Annotated in this window: 17 protein-coding genes; 6 read left to right on the top strand and 11 right to left on the bottom strand. The window is 65.8% G+C overall.

The window, feature by feature from the left end; genetic code table 11:
• Nucleotides 1–3 precede the first annotated feature (3 nt).
• From cobA to cobS, 4 genes are read left to right on the top strand one after another with little or no spacing between them, the layout of a single operon-like run.
• Complete coding sequence (cobA, locus tag MUB46_RS08510) at nucleotides 4–816, top strand: uroporphyrinogen-III C-methyltransferase (RefSeq protein WP_261615454.1); 813 nt, start codon at nucleotides 4–6, stop codon at nucleotides 814–816.
• Nucleotides 813–2,129 (top strand): cobyrinic acid a,c-diamide synthase CobB, encoded by a 1,317-nt coding sequence (locus MUB46_RS08505; RefSeq protein WP_261615453.1) that lies wholly within the window; start codon nucleotides 813–815, stop codon nucleotides 2,127–2,129. The genes cobA and MUB46_RS08505 overlap by 4 nt, the downstream gene beginning before the upstream one ends.
• Complete coding sequence (cobT, locus tag MUB46_RS08500; RefSeq protein ID WP_261615452.1) at nucleotides 2,126–3,142, top strand: nicotinate-nucleotide--dimethylbenzimidazole phosphoribosyltransferase; 1,017 nt, start codon at nucleotides 2,126–2,128, stop codon at nucleotides 3,140–3,142. Before MUB46_RS08505 ends, cobT begins: the two co-directional genes overlap by 4 nt.
• A 4-nt stretch (nucleotides 3,143–3,146) precedes the next feature.
• Nucleotides 3,147–3,902, top strand: coding sequence for an adenosylcobinamide-GDP ribazoletransferase (cobS, locus tag MUB46_RS08495; protein WP_261615451.1), 756 nt, complete (start codon nucleotides 3,147–3,149; stop codon nucleotides 3,900–3,902).
• A 23-nt stretch (nucleotides 3,903–3,925) separates the two neighbouring features.
• Here cobS and MUB46_RS08490 read toward each other — a convergent pair whose 3' ends face one another.
• From MUB46_RS08490 to MUB46_RS08470, 5 genes are all read right to left on the bottom strand, one after another.
• The gene (locus tag MUB46_RS08490) at nucleotides 3,926–5,602 is read right to left on the bottom strand and encodes an ABC transporter permease subunit (protein ID WP_261615450.1); all 1,677 of its coding nucleotides are present in this window, start codon (nucleotides 5,600–5,602) and stop codon (nucleotides 3,926–3,928) included.
• Nucleotides 5,599–6,597: an ABC transporter ATP-binding protein gene (locus tag MUB46_RS08485; protein WP_425256226.1), complete on the bottom strand. Its 999-nt coding sequence runs from the start codon at nucleotides 6,595–6,597 to the stop codon at nucleotides 5,599–5,601. The genes MUB46_RS08490 and MUB46_RS08485 overlap by 4 nt, the downstream gene beginning before the upstream one ends.
• Before the next feature lie 55 nt (nucleotides 6,598–6,652).
• A complete protein-coding gene (locus MUB46_RS08480) occupies nucleotides 6,653–7,702 on the bottom strand; it encodes an ABC transporter substrate-binding protein (protein ID WP_261615448.1) in 1,050 nt (349 codons plus the stop codon).
• 170 nt (nucleotides 7,703–7,872) lie between these two features.
• Complete coding sequence (locus MUB46_RS08475) at nucleotides 7,873–8,211, bottom strand: carboxypeptidase-like regulatory domain-containing protein (RefSeq protein ID WP_261615447.1); 339 nt, start codon at nucleotides 8,209–8,211, stop codon at nucleotides 7,873–7,875.
• A 161-nt stretch (nucleotides 8,212–8,372) separates the two neighbouring features.
• Nucleotides 8,373–9,341: a trypsin-like serine peptidase gene (locus tag MUB46_RS08470; RefSeq protein WP_261615446.1), complete on the bottom strand. Its 969-nt coding sequence runs from the start codon at nucleotides 9,339–9,341 to the stop codon at nucleotides 8,373–8,375.
• 532 nt (nucleotides 9,342–9,873) lie between these two features.
• Between MUB46_RS08470 and MUB46_RS08465 the strand changes: the two genes are divergently transcribed.
• Nucleotides 9,874–11,073, top strand: coding sequence for a lytic murein transglycosylase (locus MUB46_RS08465; protein ID WP_261615445.1), 1,200 nt, complete (start codon nucleotides 9,874–9,876; stop codon nucleotides 11,071–11,073).
• A 73-nt stretch (nucleotides 11,074–11,146) separates the two neighbouring features.
• Here MUB46_RS08465 and MUB46_RS08460 read toward each other — a convergent pair whose 3' ends face one another.
• From MUB46_RS08460 to MUB46_RS08450, 3 genes are all read right to left on the bottom strand, one after another.
• Nucleotides 11,147–11,935, bottom strand: a complete 789-nt coding sequence (locus tag MUB46_RS08460; RefSeq protein ID WP_261615444.1) for a class II glutamine amidotransferase — start codon at nucleotides 11,933–11,935, stop codon at nucleotides 11,147–11,149.
• A gap of 112 nt (nucleotides 11,936–12,047) precedes the next feature.
• On the bottom strand, nucleotides 12,048–13,367 hold the full coding sequence (locus MUB46_RS08455; RefSeq protein ID WP_261615443.1) for a nicotinate phosphoribosyltransferase: 1,320 nt from the start codon (nucleotides 13,365–13,367) through the stop codon (nucleotides 12,048–12,050).
• Nucleotides 13,368–13,671: 304 nt separating this feature from the next.
• The gene (locus MUB46_RS08450; protein ID WP_261615442.1) at nucleotides 13,672–15,573 is read right to left on the bottom strand and encodes an alkyl/aryl-sulfatase; all 1,902 of its coding nucleotides are present in this window, start codon (nucleotides 15,571–15,573) and stop codon (nucleotides 13,672–13,674) included.
• Nucleotides 15,574–15,778: 205 nt separating this feature from the next.
• Between MUB46_RS08450 and MUB46_RS08445 the strand changes: the two genes are divergently transcribed.
• Nucleotides 15,779–16,762, top strand: coding sequence for a helix-turn-helix domain-containing protein (locus MUB46_RS08445; RefSeq protein WP_261615441.1), 984 nt, complete (start codon nucleotides 15,779–15,781; stop codon nucleotides 16,760–16,762).
• Between the two features lie 4 nt (nucleotides 16,763–16,766).
• Here the strand turns inward: MUB46_RS08445 and MUB46_RS08440 are convergent, their stop codons facing one another.
• The 3 genes from MUB46_RS08440 to pimC form a co-directional block, all read right to left on the bottom strand.
• Nucleotides 16,767–17,531, bottom strand: a complete 765-nt coding sequence (locus tag MUB46_RS08440; RefSeq protein WP_261615440.1) for an SDR family NAD(P)-dependent oxidoreductase — start codon at nucleotides 17,529–17,531, stop codon at nucleotides 16,767–16,769.
• 20 nt (nucleotides 17,532–17,551) lie between these two features.
• Entirely contained in the window at nucleotides 17,552–18,700 is a 1,149-nt protein-coding gene (locus MUB46_RS08435; RefSeq protein ID WP_261615439.1) for an acyl-CoA dehydrogenase family protein, read from the bottom strand.
• Nucleotides 18,701–18,837: 137 nt separating this feature from the next.
• Nucleotides 18,838–20,043, bottom strand: coding sequence for a pimeloyl-CoA dehydrogenase large subunit (pimC, locus tag MUB46_RS08430; protein ID WP_261615438.1), 1,206 nt, complete (start codon nucleotides 20,041–20,043; stop codon nucleotides 18,838–18,840).
• Between the last annotated feature and the right edge of the window lie 2 nt (nucleotides 20,044–20,045).

The raw sequence follows: 20,045 nt of genomic DNA, 5'->3' as shown, positions 1-20,045 counted from the left end.
GATATGACATCGCTCGATCTTCTCAACCGCCTGATGGGACGCGCGCCCGTATTCGAGCCCGGCCATGTCTGGCTTGCCGGCGCCGGCCCCGGCGATCCCTCCCACTTGACGCTCGGTGCGCTCGCCGGCCTCGCCCAGGCCGACGTCGTCGTCCATGACGCGCTGGTCGACGCCCGCGTGCTCGATCTCTGCCGCGACGGCGCGCGGCTGGAGTTCGCGGGCAAGCGCGGCGGCAAGCCCTCGGCCACCCAGGTCGACATCACCCGCCGCCTCGTCGAGCTGGCGCGCCAGGACCTGCGGGTTCTCAGGCTCAAGGGCGGCGATCCCTTCGTCTTCGGCCGCGGCGGCGAGGAGGCACTGACGCTGACCGCCGAGCGGATCCCGTTCCGCGTCATCCCGGGCATCACGTCCGGGCTCGCGGGCCTCGCGCTCGCATCGATCCCGGCGACGATCCGGGGCGTCAACCAGGCGGTTATCCTGGCGACCGGGCACGGCGCCGATACCGAGGACGGACTGGACTGGAAGGCCCTGGCGGCGACCGGACAGCCGATCATCCTCTACATGGCGATGAGGACCCTGGACCGGATCGCGGCCGCGCTGATCGAGGGCGGTCTGCGCCCCGACACGCCGGCTGCCGTCATCGTTTCGGCGACGCTGCCGGAAGAACGTGTTCTGGTCTCCACCCTGTCGCGCATCGCCGCCGACGCCGAGGACGCCGCGTTGGATCCGCCCGCCATCGTCGCGATCGGCGGTATCGTCACGGTGCGCGAGCAGTTGCTGGCGCTGGCGCCCCGTATCCTGGAGACCCTGCCATGACCGCGAAAGGACTGATCGTCGCCGCGCCGCGGTCCGGCTCCGGCAAGACGACCGTGACGCTCGGCCTGATCGGCGCGCTCAGGCGGCGCGGCGTCCGGGTGCGCACCGCCAAGTCCGGCCCCGACTACATCGATCCGGCCTTCCACGCCGCCGCCAGCGGGACGACGGGCTTCAACCTCGACACTTGGGCGATGCCGCCCGATTTGATCGACGCTCTGGTAGCCGACGTGGCAGCCGACGCCGATCTGCTGATCGTCGAAGCGTCGATGGGCCTCTTCGACGGACTTTCCGGCGCGCCCGGCCGGCGCGGCGCCGGCGCCGATCTCGCGGCACGGCTGAACCTGCCGGTACTGCTCGTCATGGACGTTTCCGGCCAGTCGCAGTCGGCGGCGGCGATCGCGCACGGCTTCGCGACGCTGGACGAAAACGTCCGTATCGGCGCGGTCATCGCCAACCGGGTCGCCAGCGAGCGCCACCTCGCCCAGGTTGCCGACTCGATGCGGCAGATCGCCATGCCACTCGCCGGCGCGATGATGCGCGACCAGACGATCACCCTGCCCGAACGCCACCTCGGGCTGGTACAGGCGCGCGAGCACGGCGACCTCGACAAACTGCTCGATCGCCTCGCCGACCTTGCCGAGGAACGGCTCGATCTCGACCTGATCCTCGATACGGCCCGTCCGATCACCGCGACCACCGCCGACGCGGCGCCCGCGCTCCGCCCACCGGGACAGCGCATCGCGCTGGCCTCCGACGCCGCCTTCACCTTCATCTACCCGCACCTCACCGATGGCTGGCGCCGGGCCGGATCGGAGATCATCCCGTTCTCGCCGCTGGCCGACGAAGCGCCGCCGGCAGATTGCGATGTCTGCTGGCTGCCGGGGGGATATCCCGAGCTGCACGCCGGGGCGCTTGCCGCCGCCACGGCGTTCCGCTCCGGGCTGGAGGCCTTCGCCGAGGCCCAGCCCGTTCACGGCGAGTGCGGCGGCTACATGGTGCTCGGCGAGGGCCTGGAGGACGCCGAGGGCACGCGCCACACGATGACCGGGCTGCTCAGCCACGCGACCAGCTTCGCGAAGCGCAAGATGAACCTCGGATACCGGCAGGCGACACTCATGGCCGATTGCCCGGCGGGCCCGGCCGGCGCCGTCTTGCGCGGGCACGAATTCCACTACGCCACCGTCATCGAGGCGGGATCCGACGAACCGCTTGCCGACCTGATCGACGGCCAGGGACGCGATCTCGGAGCGTCCGGTGGGCGGCGCGGTCGCGTCAGCGGCACCTTCTTCCATGCCATAGCGGAGTTGAAATGAGCCGGTTTTCCTCGCTCGCCGAATTGCGCGCCGCCTGCCGCGAGCTGCCGGAAGCGGACGACGCGGCGGCAGCCGTCGTTATCGATCGGCAGACCCAGTTGACCAAGCCGCCGGGAAGTCTCGGCCGTCTAGAGGATATTCCCGCCTGGCTGGCCCGCTGGCAGGGCCGGGCGATGCCCCTCCTCGACCGTGTGCTGGTGCTGGTCTTCGCCGGCAATCACGGCGTCTCCGCGCGCGGCGTCTCCGCCTTCCCGGCGAGCGTCACCGCCCAGATGGTCGCGAACTTCGATGCCGGCGGGGCGGCGATCAACCAGCTTTGCCGGGCCGCCGGTGCCGACCTCACTGTAATTCCCTTCGATCTCGACGTGCCGACAGCCGACTTCACCATCGGGCCGGCGATGGACGAGGCCGGTTTCCTCGCCGCCGTCGCGGCGGGCTACGACGCTGTTCCACCGGACATCGACCTGCTGTGCGTCGGCGAAATGGGTATCGGCAACACCACGGTCGCCGCCGCCCTCTCGGCCGCGCTGTTCGGCGGCGACGGGCGTCACTGGGCGGGACGCGGCACCGGTGTGGACGACGAGGGGCTCCGTCGCAAGTGCGACACGATCGATGCCGGCCTTTCGCGCCATGCCGACGCGCTCGCAGATCCCCTGCTGGCCGCGATGTGTCTCGGCGGTTACGAGCTCGCCGGAATGCTGGGCGCCGTCCTCGCCGCCCGCAGGCACGGTATTCCGGTGCTTCTCGACGGCTTCGTCTCGACCGCCGCGGCCGCTCCGCTGGCAAAGGTCGCCGAAGGGGGCCTCGACCACGCGCTGGTCGCCCACGCTTCGGCCGAGCCCGGGCATCGCCGCCTCGCCGAAGCCCTGGGCAAGGCGCCGCTGATCGATCTCGGCATGCGGCTCGGCGAGGCGTCGGGCGCGGCGGTCGCGATCCCGATCCTGCGTGCCGCGGTCACCTGCCATGCCGGCATGGCGACCTTCGCCGAGGCCGGCGTCGACGGGAAGGGATGACCCGATGTCGCGTCTCTCCGAACTCGTCTCGGCCTTCGGACTGCTCACCCGATTGCCCGTCGCGCGTATCGTGCCGGGCACGGACCATGCCGACGCAGGCAGTTCGGTCTGGGCCTATCCCCTGGTCGGCGTCGTCGTCGGCCTGATCGGCGGGTTCGCTTACTGGCTGCTTGCCTCCATCGGGGTGACGCCGCTGGTCGCCGGGGCCGTCGCACTCGGCGCCATGGTGCTCGCGACCGGCGGTCTGCACGAGGACGGCCTGGCCGATACCGCGGACGGGTTCGGCGGCGGCGCAACGCGGGAGGCCAAGCTCGAGATCATGCGCGACAGCCGTATCGGCAGCTACGGCGTGATCGCGCTCGTTCTTGTCTTCGCGCTGCGCCTCGGCGCGATCTCCGCGCTCGCCGGGACCGGCGCCGTGCTCGGCGCGCTGGTCGCCTCGGCGGCCCTGTCGCGTGGCGGCATGGGCCTGTTCATGCGCCTCATCGATCCGGCCCGGACCGACGGCCTGTCGGCCGGCGTCGGCAGCCCGGACGGATCGGCAGCGGCGGAAGCCGCGGCAATCGCGATCCTGATCGCATTCCTGGTCCTGGCGCCCGGCGCGGCGATCCTGGCGATAATCTTCGCCGGCCTCGCGGCGATCACAGTCGGTGTGCTGGCGATCCGGCAGATCGGCGGCCAGACCGGCGACGTCGTCGGTGCGGCGGGCATCGCCGCCGAATGCGCCGCGCTGACGGCCATCGTCGCGATCGCGGCCTGACCCGGTTCGCGGCCTGCCCCCAGTCAGCGAACCAGGCTGACGCCGCGCACGCCGGCCAGCCTCAGGATGAGCTGCGCCACGAGCAGGAACGCCACGACCGTGGCCATGATGCACACTGCGAAGGCGGCGGCCTGGTTCAGCGCGCCGCGATCATCGAGATAAAGCACCGAGACGGCGGCAAGCTGCGTCGACGGCGTGATCAGGAAGATCACCGCCGACAGGGTCACCATCGCGCGCATGAAGAAGAACACGCCGACGCCGAGCACCGTCGGCCAGATCATCGGCAGAATGATCCGCCTTACCGTCGTCGCCTTGGTCGCGCCGAGCGTCGAGGAGGCCTCGTCGAAGGTCGAGGAGATCTGCTTGATGTTGGTCGTCGCGAGCAGGAAGCCCTGCGCGTGGTAGTGATAGAGATTGCAGACGGCGATGATCAGGATCGTGTCGTAGATCAGGTAGACCGGCTGGCCCGGCGTGTTGAACGCGAGCACGTAGCCGAGGCCGAGCACCATGCCCGGCACCGCCGCCGGCAGGATCGCGAGGAAGTAGACGAACCGCGAGGCCCGGTTCGGGAACGCGTGGTTCGCATAGGCCGCCCCGGTGACGAAGACGACCGACAGAAGCGCCGTGACGATCGCCACGTAGATGCTCGTCCACAGCGGTTCGATGCCGTTCTGCACATCGAACGCGTAATGGCGCAGGGTCAGCGTCAGGTTGTAGGGCCACAGCCTGACGAAACTCGCGTAGATGACGATCGCGACCAGCGACAGGATTCCGGCGGCGACGACGAGCGAATAGACGAACCAGGCGAGATCGCGGCCGCGCTGCGGTTTGGGCACGAGCGGCACCGATTGCGAAGTCAGCGACGCGAACTGCCGCCGCGCGATCCACTTCTCGCCCATGACGGCCAGCGCGGCCGGCAGCAGCAGGATTACGCCTATCACCGCGCCCATCGCGAAATTGGCCTGACCGGAGACCTGGTTGTAGATCTCGACGGCGAGGACCGAGTAGTTGCCGCCGATGACGACCGGATTGCCGAAATCGGTGATGACGATCGTGAAGACCACGAAGGCGGCGGAGGCGAGGCCGTAACGGGTGCCGGGCAACGTCACGGTCCTGAAGATGCGCCACGGACTCGCCCCGAGACTTTCCGCGGACTCGTACATACGCGCGTCGGCGACCGCGAGCGCGGTGCTCAGGATCAGGAAGGCGTGCGGAAACGCGTAGACGACATCGGCGATATAGATGCCCCAGAAACCGTATATGTCGATCTCGGTTCCGAAAGTCCGGTTGATGAAACCGTTGCGCCCGAGCAGGAACTGCAGGCCGAGCGCCTGCACCAGCGAGGGAGAGAACACCGGCAGCAGTGCGATGATCCGCAGCACGGGCTTAAACGGCATGCAACTTCGCTGCATCGCGTAGGCGAAACCGTAGGCAAGGACGAGGGTCGTCGCGGTGACGCTCAGGCCGACCTCGAACGTATTGCCGACGATGCCGATGAAGCGGGCGTCCGTAAAATAACGAACGAAATTCGCAAGACCGATCCCGTCGGGCGTAACGAAGGAATTCTTCAGGATCGCCCAGAGCGGCACCAGCACGAAGACGACGAGCAGCAGCCCGGTCGCCGCGACCATGAACGTGCCGAACACGCGGTCGGCGTCCATGGAGCGCGCAGGCGCGTTCGGCGCGGAAGACACGCTCATGCCGGCGCGGCCGCGAGCCGGCAGATGCGGTCGGGAGGCAGGTCGAAACGGACCCGGTCGCCGACCGCCAGCCGCCTGCGCCGCCCATGCACCTCGATCTCGAGGTTCTGCCCCTTGGTTTCGACGCCGAGCCGCATGGTGTTGCCGAGAAACGCGACCCGATGGACCGTACCTTCGAGCGACCCGCTATCGGCGATCGCCACATGCTCCGGCCGGATGGCCAGGACCGCGTCGTTTCCGCCCGCATCGAGACCGGCGCGCAGGTCCGGATCGTCCAGGATGTTCAACCGGCCGATGAACTCGCCGACGAACCGCGTCTCCGGGCTCCAGTAGAGATCCTCTGCGGTCCCGATCTGCTCGATGCGACCGCGGTTCATGACCACGATGCGGTCGGCCATTTCCATCGCCTCGTCCTGGTCGTGCGTGACCATGATCGTGGTGATGCCGAGCCGCTGCTGCAGCTCGCGGATCTCGCCGCGCAGGGACTCGCGCACCTTGGCGTCGAGGGCCGACAGCGGCTCGTCGAGGAGCAGCACCGCCGGCTCCGGCGCCAGCGCCCTGGCCAGCGCGACGCGCTGCTGCATGCCGCCGGACAGTTCGTGGGGAAGCTTGTCGGCATGTTGGCCGAGATGGACGACGTCGAGCATCTCCGCGACCCGCGCTTCGATGCGGGCCCGCTCCCATTTCCGGCATTCGAGGCCGTAGGCGATGTTGCGCGCCACCGTCATGTTGGGAAACAGCGAATAGGACTGGAAGACGACCCCGAAATTGCGCTTCCGGGCCGGCAGCCCGGCAAGATCGTCGCCCTCTAGAAGGATCTCGCCCTCGTCGAGCACTTCCAGCCCCGCGACGAGCCGTAGCAGGGTCGTCTTTCCGCATCCGGACGGACCGAGAAAACAGACGAACTCGCCCTCCGCGAGATCGAGATCGACATGATCGACCGCCACCACGGCGCCAAAGCGCTTGGTGACGCCACGCAAACTGAGAAACATCATACCCCCCGGCCCAGAAGAAAATCGGGGGACGGTTTCGCCGTCCCCCGGGGGCAGATCACTGCTCGTAGCGCTTCTGCCATTCGGCGATGATGCGATCGTGGTTCTCGGCGGCCCACGCGTAGTCGACCTCGAACAGTACCGTGGAGATATCGTCCGGCAGGCCGGCGTTCTTGAACTTCTCCGGCATGTCGCGGCCCTGCATGGTCACGATCGACTTCCACTTGTTGTATTCGGCCTCGGCGTTCTTGGAGACGGTCCAGTCGAGGAACTTCTTGGCGTCGTCCTTGTTCTGCGAGGTCTTCATCAGCGCATTGGCCTCGAGCTCGTGGCCCGCGCCCTCGCTCGGGATCACCATGGTGATCGGATAGCCCTCGTCGATATTCTTGATGGCGCGCAGCGCGAACGAGATGCCGATGGCGAATTCGCCGGCGCTCGCCGCGTTGCACGGCTTCGAACCGGACTTGATGTACTGGTCCATGTTCTTGTCGAGCGCGTCGAGATACTCCCAGCCCTTCTCCTCGCCCATCATCTGCAGGATCGAGGCGACGTGCAGGTAGCCGGTGCCGGAGCTCGCCGGGTTCGGCATGACGAGCTTGCCCTCGTATTCAGGCTTGATCAGGTCCTGCCAGGACGACGGCATCGGCAGGTTGTCCTTCGCCATCTCCTCGTTGTTGACGCAGAAGGCGCCCATGTAGCCGGTGGTGGCGAACCAGTTGCCGTCCTTGTCGCGGAAGCGCGCCGGCACCTTGTCGATGTCCGCCGGCGAATACGGCTCCAGCATCGCCATGATGCGCGGATCGACCATCGCGGTCGCCGCCCAGCCCCAGATCACGTCGTGCTTCGGATTGTCGGCTTCCGCCAGCATCCGCGCCCGCAGGTCCCCGGTCGAGAGACGCAGGACGTCGACCTCGACATCGGGCAGGTCCGCCTGCATCGCCTCGAGGAACGCGGCGAGTTCGTCTTCTTCGTATGAGGTGTAGACGGTGATCTTGCCCGCGTCCGCGCTGCCGCCGGTGCCCGCGAACAGCATGGCACCGAGCACGAGGCCCGCCGCCGTCCTTGCGGCCCGCTTGAAGGTGCCGCGATGTGCGATAGTCCCGTTCATCTGCTTGTTCTCCCTCTGTCGGCACGCGCGCCATTCCGCACGCGGCTTCCTGTCGCCATAGTGTCACAAAACCGTAACGTGACAAACAGGAGCGACGGGCTTCCACATGTTTGGATGTGCAATTTCGCCCTTGCGAAAAGACGACAGCCAGATGACGCCGAAGATCGGTCCTATCGCGCAAAGACCAGATCGAGCCGGGTGACGGATTTTGGTGCCACGGTAACCGGGAGAAAGTCGCCGCGCCGGCCGTCGAGCATCGGCGCCAGCTCATAACGGCCCGGCCGCAACGGCCAGGCGAAGGAACCGTGCTCATTGGTCACGATGGCGATCTCGGGGATCGCTTTCGTCGGTGTATCGAGCGATCGCGCGACGATGACGGCGCCGGAAACCGGCTCGCCATCCGGCGAACGGACCGTTCCGACGACGCCCGTCCGCAATCCCGGCTCCTCCTTCCCAGTCTCTCCGGCCCCGGCCTCGCTGGCGGAGACGGGCTTGTTCTTGTTCGCCATGGCCGACACGCCTCCCGTCAAGATCGCGGGAACGAATACCAGCGCAAGCACGACCGCCGGAAGGACGCGAGATTGTCTCGCGCCGCGGAAACGGGCCACGGAAGCGATTTCATGGACCGGACGCGACGGACGCGTCCGGTCCCGGCTGTCGCTCGATCCCCTCACCGTCTCCATTTCCGAAGGTTCCGGTACACGGCCCTGGTGATGCGCGTGCCGTGATTGTTGGTGCTGTAGGGAGGGCCATTGTAGGTGCCGTAGGCGTGGATCGCCATGGCGCAAAAGCCATCGCAGCCTTTCCTCCAGCGATAGACGGGCGATCCGCTCATGCCGCCGGTCGTGTCGTTCTTGTAGAACACACGCCGCCGCTGGGTCACCTTCACGCGCCCCTTGCTGCGCCACATGGTCAGCTCTTTATCGCCCGGGAAACCGGTGATGATGGTCCGCATACCGTTAAGGGAGCCACGCTTCCAGAAGAAGCCGAGGTGCCCCACCCTTTTGCCGATATTGCAGTCGAGCTTGATCGCACCGTAGTCGAAATCGTCCCGCCCGCGCTTCGCCCAGCCCCTGACGGTATAGAGCTTGGTGGCATTGCAGGAGCCGTACGGAGTCCTGGTTCCGTTCGCCCCCGGATAGATCTTGTAGCTCTCCACCGGATAGAAGTCGCCGCCGTTGCCCTCGTGAACGCAATGGCCGGCAGTCGCCACGGTGTCCCGGCTCATCAGCCAGCCGGTGCACCGTCCGGCGTTGAACGTCACGAGCGTCACCGCCCGGTACGGCCACCGCTTCGTCCGGCGAACACGCCTGCGCCGATCCTTGCCGATGATCGACTCGATTCCGACCGGCGCCCCCATCGCCTCGAGCGCATTCAAGGCCTCGAATTCCTCAAAAGTCATCTGTCCGCCCTTCCGGGTCGCGAGCGCATCCTCGATCACCCTGTAGGACAGGCTTCGGCTATCGCCTCGAAAAGCGCGAGTCATCGTCCGTTCCGAGGGCATGGCGAAATCGAGTTCGCCCGGTATCGAGCGATCCCCGCTGCTTGAAACGGACTCGTGCAGCGACGCGGCCTCCGCGGCCAATGGATGGATCGCGAACGCAACCGCGAGAGTGAGTGCGAATTTGCTGAAAGCCATTGGTCGTCCTTGTTTCGATTGGATCGAACGGTCCGACCGAACGGGTTCGCTGCCGATCGCCGTTCCCCTGCCTGCTTGCAGGCGCGGCCATCACGCTCCAATAATCACATCTTTCCGTCAAGGATATGGAAATAATAAATTCGAACTATCCCGCCATAGTGCAATTTTCACCAGGCCCTCAAATGGCCTATTCGAAATTAAAATTATGAAACTTCGCTCTGTATATACAAATCGGAATCAAACCTCGATTACGTGAATCAAAAATTAAGACTGATTTTACAAAAGAAAAAGAAAGTATTTCTATAGTAGAAATTATTTATACATAAATATTACATGAATATCCAATCAAGACGGCATCGCACACGATCCCCCGAACGGTCAGATATCGGTCCCGCGCAGTATCGGTTTCGCGATCCCATCAGCAACCACAGATGCCGCGCTGCCGCTCTCGCATGTCGCAAAGCCTTGAAACGGACACCGGCTATTCGCACAGTGCGGGGTGATTCGAAACGAGGGGTCCGGAGTGGAAATCATGCGACGCGGAAGTGCGGCGGCAGCGGTCTTGGTTGGCCTGCTCGCCATGGTCATCGGCGGGCCGGCTTCGGCGGCCAGCTGCCACGGCGGTGCGAGCTTTGCCCAATGGCTGGATGCCTTCCGGGCGGAAGCGGCGCAGCGGGGCATTTCGCAAGCCACGATCAAGTCCGCCCTCTCGGGGGTTCAGTACGACCAGTCGGTCGTCAACCGCGACCGCGGACAGGGCGTCTTCTCGCAAAGCTTCCTGGAGTTCTCCGACCGGATGGTGAACTCCTACCGGCTGCAGAATGGCGCCAAGCACCTGTCGTCCAAGAAACAGATGTTCAATCGCATCGAGCAGCAATACGGCGTGCCGGGCCCCGTCATCGTCGCCTTCTGGTCGCTGGAAACCGATTTCGGCGCCAATAACGGCGACTTCAGAACACTGAACGCCCTCGCCTCCCTCGCCTATGATTGCCGCCGCCCGGACCTGTTTCGAGAGCATCTCCTGGCCGCGCTCCAGATCATCGACCACGGCGACCTCACGGCCTCCGAGATGCGCGGCGCCTGGGCCGGCGAGCTCGGCCAGACCCAGTTCCTGCCGAAGGACTATATGGAAACGGCCGTCGATTTCGACGGCGACGGCAAGCGCAACCTGATCAAGAGTTCCGCCGACGCGCTTGCCTCCTCCGCCGCCCTTCTGCGCAAGCATGGCTGGCGTCCGGGGGAACCGTGGCTCGAAGAGGTGAAGGTGCCGGCCAACCTGCCTTGGCAGGAGGCCGACATCGCCCTGCAGTACCCGCGCTCGGAATGGGCCCGCTTCGGCGTCACCCGCGTCAACGGCTCTGCGTTGCCCGCCGACGGACTGTCGGCCTCTCTGTTGCTCCCGATGGGCAAGGACGGACCGGCTTTCCTCGCCTACCCCAATTTTCAGGTCTATCTGCAGTGGAACCGGTCGCTGGTCTACGCAACCACAGCGGCCTACCTGGCCACCCGTATGGCCGGCGCACCGAAGGTCAGCCGGGGCAGCGCGAAACCCTTTGGCCGCAACGAGACCATCGCGTTGCAGAAGGCGCTCAGCGCGCGCGGCTACCACGTCGGCAAGATCGACGGCATCCTCGGCGCCAACACCCGTGCCGCCGTCAAGGCCGAGCAGATCCGTCTCGGCCTGCCCGCCGATTCCTATCCGACGGCGGAGCTGTTGCAGAAGATGCGATAGGGCCAGCCCGCCTCGGCCGGGAAGGTCGAAAAGTGGGGCAGCGTCCCGATCGCTCGAAGCCCAGCGAGCCTCACTAGGCGGACGGGTTCTTCCGGCCGAGGAATGGTTCGAGACGTGCAGCGTGGCCGGCGCCGATCGAAACCATGCTGTCCTCGGGAACCGCATGCCAGGCCTCGTGCTCGTCGTCATAGGGCTCCGACGCGATGACGACGCCCGTCGGAATCTCGCGGTGATAGAGCGTCGGTCCGATGTGGTAGCGGGCCCACCGGAACGCCTGCAGCGTTCTTCCGTCCGTGTGGACGGCCGCGAAATAGACCGGCTCGTCGACACCGTTTTCCTCCATCACCGCAACGATATCGGTGAGCGCGGACGCAAGCGCCTTGCCCGGGTCGGTATCGAGACCGTGCCCGAGCGCGATGAGGAAGATGGCTTCGCTGTCACTTTGCCCCTTCCGCTCCGGATAGAGCTCATCGGGGATCAGCGCCTCGATGGCCCGGCGCAGCTTGCGAAAACCGCCGATCTCGCCGTTGTGCAGAAACAAGTGCCTGCCGACGGCGAAGGGATGGCAGTTCGCCGTCGCAACCTCGCCCGACGTCGCCGACCGGATATGCCCGACGAACAAAGGCGAACGAACCTGTTCGCTGATCGACAGGAGATTGGCATCGCCCCAGGCCGGCCGAAGCGAACGATAGCGCCCCGGGACCTCGCGCTCGGCATACCAGCCGATGCCGCAGCCGTCGGCATTGACGGTCGACAGCGACTCCCGAGCTTCGCGCGACTGGTTGACCAGCGAGCGCGGGGGATCGGATAGCAGCGTTTCCAGGAAGATCGGCTCGCCCGAATAGGCAACGAGACGGCACATGGCGGGAAAGCTCCCAAACGGACCGGGATGAAGTATCGCCCGGTCGGTGCCGAAAAGAAATCGCGCGAGCGGTACGACTATCCGACGGCTGTCCCGTATGACGCGCGGCCGATCACACCGCCACGGGCAGGTCGACGATGCCTTCCTCGCCGAAGACGCGGCGATAGCGCTCGATTTCGTCGATCGGTCCGGTCGCCTTGGTAACGTTGTCGGACAGTTTCACGGCCGGCCGGCCGCCGGCTTCGGTCACCTTGCAGACGAGCGAGATCGCCTTCAGCCGCCCGTCGACGCCGCTCGGCGCGCAGCCGCGGAAATCGTTGGTCAGATTGGTGCCCCAGCCGATCAGCACGTTGACCTTGCCGCGCAGATAGCGAACCGACTCCTCGATGGAATCGATGTCCATTCCGTCGGACAGGATGACGGACTTTTCCATCGGATCCTGGCCGCGCGACTTCCAGTAGGCGATCAACTCGTCGGCGGCTTCCAGCGGCGGCTTGGAATCGGGCCGTGCGCCTTTCCAGCGGGCGACCCAGTCGGGCGCGTTGCGCAGGAAGTTGGTCGAGCCGAAACAGTCGGGCAGGACGACCTTGAGATTGCCGTCATACATGCTCGCCCAGTCGCGCAGCACCTGGTAGGGCGCGGCGCGCAGCGCCTCGTCGCTGTTGGCCAGCGCGGCGTAGACCATCGGCAATTCGTGCGCGTTGGTGCCGATCGCCTCCAGGCCGAGCTCCATCGCCATCTTGACGTTGGAGGTGCCGGTCAGGTTGTCGTTGACCCCCTCCTTCAGCGCCTCGACGCACCATAGCTGCCACAGATAGGAATGGCGCCGCCGCGTGCCGAAATCACCGACCTTGAGGGGCCCTTCGGCAGCCAGCGCGCGGAGCCGCTCGATCTTGTCCCACAGCTTGGCCTTCGCCCGGGCATAGAGCACGTCGAGCTCGAACCGGCTCATGCCGCGCACCGCCGCGCGCGAACGCAGCTCGGTGATGATGGCGAGCGCCGGCACCTCCCACATGGTGACTTCCCGCCACGGCCCCTCGAAGCGCAGCTCGTACTGCCCGTCGCGCTTGATCAGCTCGTATTCGGGCAGCTGGAAGTCGGCGAGCCAGGACAGATAGTCCGGATCGAATATCTGCTTGCGACCGTAGAAGGTATTGCCGGCGAGCCATATCAGCTCGTTCTTTCCGAACCGCAGCGTCCGGACATGGTCCAGCTGCGCACGGAGTTCGGCCTCGTCGACGTCGTCGGCAAGCCGAACCGTCTTGGTCCGGTTGACCAGCGAGAAGGTGACGTTCACGTCCGGATGGAGCCGATGGATCATCGAGCCCATCAGCAGCTTGTAGAAGTCGGTGTCGAGAAGCGTCCGCACGATCGGATCGAGCTTCCAGGTGTGATCATGCACCCGTTTGGCTATATCGACCCGCACGACCATGGTGTTGTCCCCGAACGCTGTTCGACCGTCGGTCGCCCCGCGGCCATCTGGCCGCACAGCTATCCCCCGCGGCCGATCGGACGCCATAGGACACTAACGCCCCCCTTTCGTGCAAGTCGGTGGATTCATGGAGGGTATGTGGAAGGCGCGGATTTCGGCCGGAACGAACCGCCATACCGGCCGGCGGTCGGTCTCCGGTGGCACAATGCCGAAAAGCCGCGCCTTGCCGGCCGCGGCTTCTTGGCCCCTGACCGAGAGGGGGTGCGCAGGCGCCCGGGAGGCGCCCGCGCAAATGGTTACGCGACTAGCGGACCACGAGTTTGATCGGGTCCTCGCTCGGCGGATCGAAATAGCCGAAGAACGCCTCGACCGCCGCCGGGTCTCCCTCGACCGTCACCTCGCCATCGTCAAGCGCCTGCGGCAACGTCGTCTCCCCGAGCAGGATCTTGTCGAGCACCGCCTTCGTGGAAACGAAGGTCGCATCGGTTTCCGCCGGGATCGTGTCGGAGTAGATCGCGACGCCGCGACGGATATGCAGCGCGTCTTCCTCGCCGACATCGGTGAACTTGAATCCCACCGTCAGATCCGCATCGGCGGCCTTCTTCGGATCGAGATTGACGCGCATGGACTCGATCACCGCGCTTGCCGGGAGCGCCTTGATGATATCCGGCGCAGCGAAGTTCCAGACCTGCGTGTAGTCGAGCTTGTCTTCGAGTTCCAGGGCGCCGCCCAGGGCCAGGCCGCGCCAGTAGATGTTGGGCTGCTGATAGGCCCACTTGCGCATCGCCTCGGCCTTCAGCGCCCGCGCCTCCATGTCGTCGTGGTCGATCCGGATCGGATGGGTGAGGATTTCCATCGCCCAGCCGAACTCGCCGTTGTCGATTGCGGTGCGCGCCCGCTCCAGGATGGCATCCCGGCCGCCCATCGAATCCACGTAGAGCTTCGCCTTCTCCACGAAGCCGGGGGTGGCAAGCTCGGTCGGATCGGCCTGGTACCAGCCGAGATAGCCGCCATAGACGTTGCGAACCGAGTGGGCCACCGTCCCGTAGTACTCGCCGAGCCAGGGATCATCCTTCAGGTGCGACGGCAGTTCGATCGCGTCGGCCAGTTCCTCGCGGGTATAGCCCTTGTTCATCAGGCGCACCGACTGATCGTGCACATACTGGATCGCGTCGCGGTAGTTGGTGATCCGTTCCACGACGAAGTCGTTGCCGACCCACGGACGCATGTGCGAGCCGGAGTAGCTGTCCGACAGGTCGGCATACTTCAGAAGGTTGTCGACCCCCTTGTACCACTCCACCGGGTCACGGAACTTTGTGCCGCGCAGCGTGTACATGTTTGGAAAGGACTCGCCCTGGATCGTCTCCGAGCCGTGCAGGTGCTTCAGGTCCGGGAAGTAGATGCCGATCTCGTCTTCGGCATCACCATACGCGTGGAACAGCACCATCTTGACGCCAGCGACCTCGGTTTCCAGTTCGTCCGAAAAGGTGTCGGTCGGCTGCAGGAGCGAAACCGGGCCGACATCGAAGGTCGGGCCCAGCGCCTGGTGCACCCGGCCTTCGGGACCGATCGGCAGCAAGGTCGACGCGAGCGCGGTCCGGATCGACAGGATCGGGCCGACCACGCTGGCGTCGTTGATCAGGAACTCCTCGAACGTGTCGTGCGCGAAGATCCGCACCTTTCCGGACTCGACGTCCTCTTCCGTCACGCCAAGCCCCTTGGTGCCGAAGGGGTGGTCGGGGTGACGGTGCGTATAGATCACCGCCTTGATCGGCTTGTCGGTGATCGTGCGGAAGTCGGCCATCACCTCCTTGGCGAAGGTATCGTTCTCACCGGAATCGATGATGATCACGCCGTCGTCGCCGACCACCATGGTCGTGCTGGTGATGCCGTAGCCGACCGCGACGTACACCTTGTCCTTCACGGGCATGTAGATGCCCCGGCCCATCTGACGGGCAAAGGCGGTCTGTTCGGGATGGATTGTGGGGCCCGCCTGCGTATAAGCAAGATTGTCGCCGCGATCGAGCACCAGCGGAGCCAGATTCGTCTTGTATCCGTCGTATTTCGCCTCGAACTTGGCGACCTCCGCCTCGTCTGCCAAAACCGGCGACGCCAGCACGGCCGCGCAGGCCAGAGCCAGACCGGCCACCGAACGCATTAGTACCTGGGACAGCGAACGCTGCATGCTGATATCCTGTCTAGTCATCTGATTAATCTCCAATCGGCTCGTGCCGGCATGGGCGCTCCGGCCGGACCCGAGCGCCATTTCGTATTCCTGTCCCGAAAAGCGAAAAGCGGCTTAGCTGCGCGACCCTACTGCCTGCGGCCCGCGACAACTTGCCATTTTACGCCACGTCAATTAGTTAGCCGACATGGGTAGATCGATGACAGCGATGACATCGGTTAGGGGGATGGGCCCCCTGCCCGCTCTTGTCGAGGAACGCGAAGGGACTAGGACGCTGCAGCGTCTCTTCGACGAAATCGACCTTCCGCTCTCCATCATCCCCGAACCCAACCACAGGATGCCGCTCGCCGATCTGATCGACCTGTTCGAATACGCCGCCAGGCGGACCGGCGATCCCTTGTTCGGGCTCACGGTCGGGACGACGATGGGGGGAAAATTCGGAAAATGGGTCGACTATGCGCTATCGGCGCCGACGCTCGGAGGACACCTCGAACGGGCCTCGCGAACGTTGCGCTACCACCAGTCCGGCACGCGCCTGACCCTCTCTGTCCGCGGCGATGTCGCGAAATACACCTATCATATCCCGGTCCGGCCGGCGCACGGCGCACGCCAGCACCTCGAACACACGATTCCGGCGTTGCTCTCGTGTTTCCGGCACTACTGCGGCGAAAGCTGGCAGCCGCTTCGTATCGAAGTCGGCTACGGCGGCGACAACCGGCTGTCGGCGGTGGAGGACGCCCTCGGCGTTCCCATCCTGGCCAATCGCAGCGCGCTCTCCATCGTCTTTCCCGCCGCCGACCTTGCGCGCGCGCTGCTCGATAATCCGGCCCGCGAGTCTCCGCCCACACTGCATGATCTGAAAGCCATGGTCCGCCAGCGGCCTCCGAGCGATATCGCGGGCATCGTCGCGGATATCGCCTGCACGCGCCTGCTGGAGGGCCGCACCGATATGGAAGGTGCGGCCAGCCGCATGGGCCTTGCGGTCAGAACCCTGCAGCGGCGGCTCCACGAACAGGGTTTCACCTACCGGGACATCCTCGCGCAAACGCGCCTCGACCGGGCCCGTCATCTGCTGACGGAAACCGGACAGTCCGTGACCGAGATCGCCCTGTGCCTGGGATACGAGGAGCCGGCCCACTTCACGCGCGCCTTCCGGCGGGCCACCGACATGGCGCCGCGAACCTACAGACGAATGATCGCCCGCGTCTAAACGCTCAGGCGATCGTTGCGCCGCCGTCCGCGACGATCACCTGTCCGGTGATGAAGCTCGCCGCCCCGGATGCCAGGAACGCGGCGACGGGACCGATTTCGTCTGGCCGCCCGATGCGCCGCAACGGGGTCGTGGCGGTGCGCGGCTTGAGGTCTTCCTCGTCCTCCCACAAGGCGCGGGCGAAATCGGTCTTGATGAGGCCAGGCGCGATACAGTTCACGCGCACGTTCTTCGGCCCCCACTCGACGGCGAGATTGCGCGCCAGCGCGAAGTCTGCGGCCTTCGAAATACCGTAGGCGCCGATCACCGGCGTGCCGCGCATACCGGCGATCGAGGAGACGATGATCATCGCACCGCCGCCGCGCTCCGCCATCTCGGGCAGCACATGATTGGCGAACCAGATGTTGGCCTTGACGTTGGAGTCCATGATCTTGTCGAAGGCTTCGTCGCTCAACGCCGAAAGCGGACCGTAGTGCGGATTAACTGCGGCGTTCGACACCATGATGTCGATCTTGCCCCAGTGCGCCCGCGTCCTGGCGACGAGCGCGTCGACATCCTCGCGGCGCGACACGTTGCAGGGTACGACAAAGGCCTCCCCGCCAGCCGCGCGGATCTCGGCCGCGACCGCCTCGCAGGCGTCCTGCTTTCGGCTCGAGATCACCACCCGGGCGCCGAGCGCGGCCATCGTTTCGGCGATCGACTTGCCGATGCCCTTGCTGGAGCCGGTGACGATTGCGACCTGGCCGTCGAGGCGGAACGGATCGGTCATGGCTGCCTCTCCTTGTAGACCTATGCCGCGATCAGGCTACCGGCGTCGGCGACCCTGGCCAGGTGATACGCCGCGTTGCCGAAGGTCGCGTCGATCATGGTCGCCCGCTTGAAGTAGTGGCCGACCTTGAATTCCATCGTCATGCCGACGCCACCGTGCAGCTGGATCGCGTTCTGGCCGACGGACATGGCCGAGCGGCCGATTTGCACCTTGGCGGCCGATACCGCGCGGCGGCGCGCCTGCGCATCGTCGCTGTGGGCCATCACCGTCGCGAACATCGTCATCGACCGCGCCTGCTCGAGATCGATGAACATGTCGGCCGCGGCATGCTGCAGAACCTGGAAATCGCCGATCGGCACACCGAACTGCTTGCGCATCTTCAGGTACTCGACCGTGAGCTGGTACATCTCGTCGAGCCCGCCGACGGCCTCGGCGCACAACGCCGCGATCGCCTCGTCGACGGCGCGCGCCACCAGCGGCAGCCCGCCTTCGGGATCACCGATCACGGCCTCCGGCCCGACCCGCACGTTTTCGAACATGACGTCCGCGGCCCGGTGCCCGTCCTGGGTCCTATAGCCCCGCCGCGATACGCCCGGCGCCGAGGCGTCGACCAGGAATACACCGATCCCGTCCGTGTCGCGCCGGTCGCCGGCAGTCCGCGCCGTGACGATCAGCCTGTCCGCGCTGTCGCCATGCAGAACGACGCCCTTGGCCCCGTCGATCACCCAGCCCTCGCCATCGGCGCGCGCCGAGGTCGCGACATCGAACAGGTCGTAGCGCGACTGACGTTCGGTCTGCGCCAGAGCGAGCTTGAGCCCGCCTTCCGCGATCTGCGGAACGAGGTGGGCCTTCTGGCCCTCGCTGGCGCCGTGGCGCAGGACGCCGCCCGACAGGATAACGGTCGAGAAGTACGGCTCGACGACGAGCCCCTTGCCGAACGCCTCCATGACGATCATCGTCTCGACCGGACCGCCGTCCATGCCGCCATGGTCGGACGAGAACGGCAGCGCCAGCAGGCCGAGGTCGGCATACTGGCCCCACATGTCGGCGCTCCAGCCCGGCTCGCCGCCAAGCCACGTGTTGCGCGTCTCGAAGTCGTAGCGGTCGGCCAGCAGGCGCTCCACGCTTTCCTTCAAAAGCCGCTGCTCGTCGTTCAGATCGAAATCCATCTAGCCTGCTCGCTCCCTGGCCATTCCTGCCCCCCGGGACGCGGCCGCGCCTCGGGATGGGCCGTACTCTCGGTGATCCTCGTGGTGTTCAGCGCGTCCCGACTACGGTCGATGAACGCGCTGTTCCGCCGTCGGCGCTAGAGCCCGAGGATCGCCTTGACGATGATGTTCTTCTGGATCTCGTTCGATCCGCCGTAGATCGAGACCTTGCGCCAGTTGAAATAGGTCGGCGCCGCCGTATCGGCCCAGTCCGGCCCGACCTGCATCTCGTTCGACCCCGCCTCAAGCCCGTCGCCGAAAGGCAGCGCGAACGGCCCGACCACATCCATCATCAGTTCCGTCGTCGCCTGCTGAATCTGCGACCCCTTGATCTTGAGGATCGAGGACGCCGGATCCGGTTTGCCGGTGTTGCCGCGCTTGGCGTCGGCGGCGACGACGCGCAGTTGCGTCATCTCCAGCGCCTTCAGCTCGATCTCGGCGGCCGCCAGCTTCTCACGGAACCACGGTGCCTCGATCAACGGACGGTCGCCGTCGCTGACCTGGGCTGCAAGTTGACGGATGCGTTCGAGCCTCTGTTTCGAGACGCCGACGCGGGCAATGTTGGTGCGTTCGTTGCCGAGCAGGAACTTGGCGTAGTCCCAGCCCCGGTTCTCCTCGCCGACCAGGTTCTCGACAGGCACCCGCACGTCGTCGAAGAACACCTCGTTGACCTCGACGCCGCCGTCGATCGTCTGGATCGGGCGCACCGTGATGCCCGGCGTCTTCATGTCGATCAGCAGGAACGAGATGCCCTGTTGCCGCTTCGGCGCGTCGGGATCGGTGCGCACCAGACAGAAGATCCAGTCGGCGTACTGGGCCAGCGTCGTCCAGGTCTTCTGGCCGTTGACCACGTAGTGATCGCCGTCGCGTTTCGACGACGTGCGCAGCGAGGCAAGATCCGACCCCGCACCCGGCTCGGAGAAGCCCTGACACCACCAGTCGTCGATATTGGCGATGCGCGGCAGGAAATGCGCCTTCTGTCGCTCGTTGCCGAAGGTGTAGATGACCGGACCGACCATATAGACGCCGAACTGCAGCGGCGACGGCGCGGGCGTGCGCTGCAGTTCCTCGACGAAGATGTACTGTTTCATCGGCCCCCAACCGGTGCCGCCATACTCGACCGGCCAGTGCGGCACGGCCCAGCCCTTCGCGTTGAGGATGCGTTGCCAGGTGACGATGTCGTCCTTCTCGACGGACCGCCCCTCGGTCATCTTCCTGTGGATGTCGGCCGGCAGCGCTTCGCGGAAGAAGGTGCGCACCTCGTCTCGGAACGCGATTTCCTCGGGCGTGAATGCAAGATCCATAT

It is taken from the genome of Microbaculum marinisediminis, assembly GCF_025397915.1.
GTDB classification, from domain to species: Bacteria; Pseudomonadota; Alphaproteobacteria; order Rhizobiales; family Tepidamorphaceae; genus Microbaculum; species Microbaculum marinisediminis.
The sequence above is the reverse complement of the archived record's forward strand: the minus strand, read 5'-3'. Positions and strand labels throughout refer to the sequence as shown.

Coding starts and splice junctions, on each gene's coding strand:
- cobA (WP_261615454.1), top strand. CDS start 4: ATGACATCGCTCGATCTTCTCAACCGCCTGATGGGACGCGCGCCCGTA.
- MUB46_RS08505 (WP_261615453.1), top strand. CDS start 813: ATGACCGCGAAAGGACTGATCGTCGCCGCGCCGCGGTCCGGCTCCGGC.
- cobT (WP_261615452.1), top strand. CDS start 2,126: ATGAGCCGGTTTTCCTCGCTCGCCGAATTGCGCGCCGCCTGCCGCGAG.
- cobS (WP_261615451.1), top strand. CDS start 3,147: ATGTCGCGTCTCTCCGAACTCGTCTCGGCCTTCGGACTGCTCACCCGA.
- MUB46_RS08490 (WP_261615450.1), bottom strand. CDS start 5,602: ATGAGCGTGTCTTCCGCGCCGAACGCGCCTGCGCGCTCCATGGACGCC.
- MUB46_RS08485 (WP_425256226.1), bottom strand. CDS start 6,597: ATGATGTTTCTCAGTTTGCGTGGCGTCACCAAGCGCTTTGGCGCCGTG.
- MUB46_RS08480 (WP_261615448.1), bottom strand. CDS start 7,702: ATGAACGGGACTATCGCACATCGCGGCACCTTCAAGCGGGCCGCAAGG.
- MUB46_RS08475 (WP_261615447.1), bottom strand. CDS start 8,211: ATGGCGAACAAGAACAAGCCCGTCTCCGCCAGCGAGGCCGGGGCCGGA.
- MUB46_RS08470 (WP_261615446.1), bottom strand. CDS start 9,341: ATGGCTTTCAGCAAATTCGCACTCACTCTCGCGGTTGCGTTCGCGATC.
- MUB46_RS08465 (WP_261615445.1), top strand. CDS start 9,874: ATGCGACGCGGAAGTGCGGCGGCAGCGGTCTTGGTTGGCCTGCTCGCC.
- MUB46_RS08460 (WP_261615444.1), bottom strand. CDS start 11,935: ATGTGCCGTCTCGTTGCCTATTCGGGCGAGCCGATCTTCCTGGAAACG.
- MUB46_RS08455 (WP_261615443.1), bottom strand. CDS start 13,367: ATGGTCGTGCGGGTCGATATAGCCAAACGGGTGCATGATCACACCTGG.
- MUB46_RS08450 (WP_261615442.1), bottom strand. CDS start 15,573: ATGACTAGACAGGATATCAGCATGCAGCGTTCGCTGTCCCAGGTACTA.
- MUB46_RS08445 (WP_261615441.1), top strand. CDS start 15,779: ATGGGCCCCCTGCCCGCTCTTGTCGAGGAACGCGAAGGGACTAGGACG.
- MUB46_RS08440 (WP_261615440.1), bottom strand. CDS start 17,531: ATGACCGATCCGTTCCGCCTCGACGGCCAGGTCGCAATCGTCACCGGC.
- MUB46_RS08435 (WP_261615439.1), bottom strand. CDS start 18,700: ATGGATTTCGATCTGAACGACGAGCAGCGGCTTTTGAAGGAAAGCGTG.
- pimC (WP_261615438.1), bottom strand. CDS start 20,043: ATGGATCTTGCATTCACGCCCGAGGAAATCGCGTTCCGAGACGAGGTG.